The sequence below is a fragment of the Streptomyces aureocirculatus genome, from assembly GCF_000720475.1.
GTDB lineage: Bacteria > Actinomycetota > Actinomycetes > Streptomycetales > Streptomycetaceae > Streptomyces > Streptomyces aureocirculatus.
In genome coordinates this window covers 1-247 of sequence record NZ_JOAP01000196.1, presented here as the reverse complement: position 1 = coordinate 247, position 247 = coordinate 1, and the positions used below count along the sequence as shown (strand labels likewise).

Genomic DNA, 247 nt, shown 5'->3' with positions numbered 1-247 from the left:
ACCCTCAGATACCCAACAGCGTGCCCGACACGTCCAGTTACAGCTCTGTGTTCCACGCCGAAGCAGTACTAACAGTCCTCATCCTGACCGTGCCGAATAGTCAACGTTCCACCCATGAGCAACCAGCATCAGACATTCGCCGATGTACTGGCCTCTGACCACACACCCGAAGGTGCCTGGTAAGAAGTGCTCCTTAGAAAGGAGGTGATCCAGCCGCACCTTCCGGTACGGCTACCTTGTTACGACT

At 55.5% G+C, this 247-nt stretch carries 1 rRNA gene; it reads right to left on the bottom strand.

What is annotated here, in order from left to right:
- Positions 1–197: 197 nt before the first annotated feature.
- Positions 198–247, bottom strand: a 16S ribosomal RNA gene (locus IG78_RS48975); the annotation flags it as partial.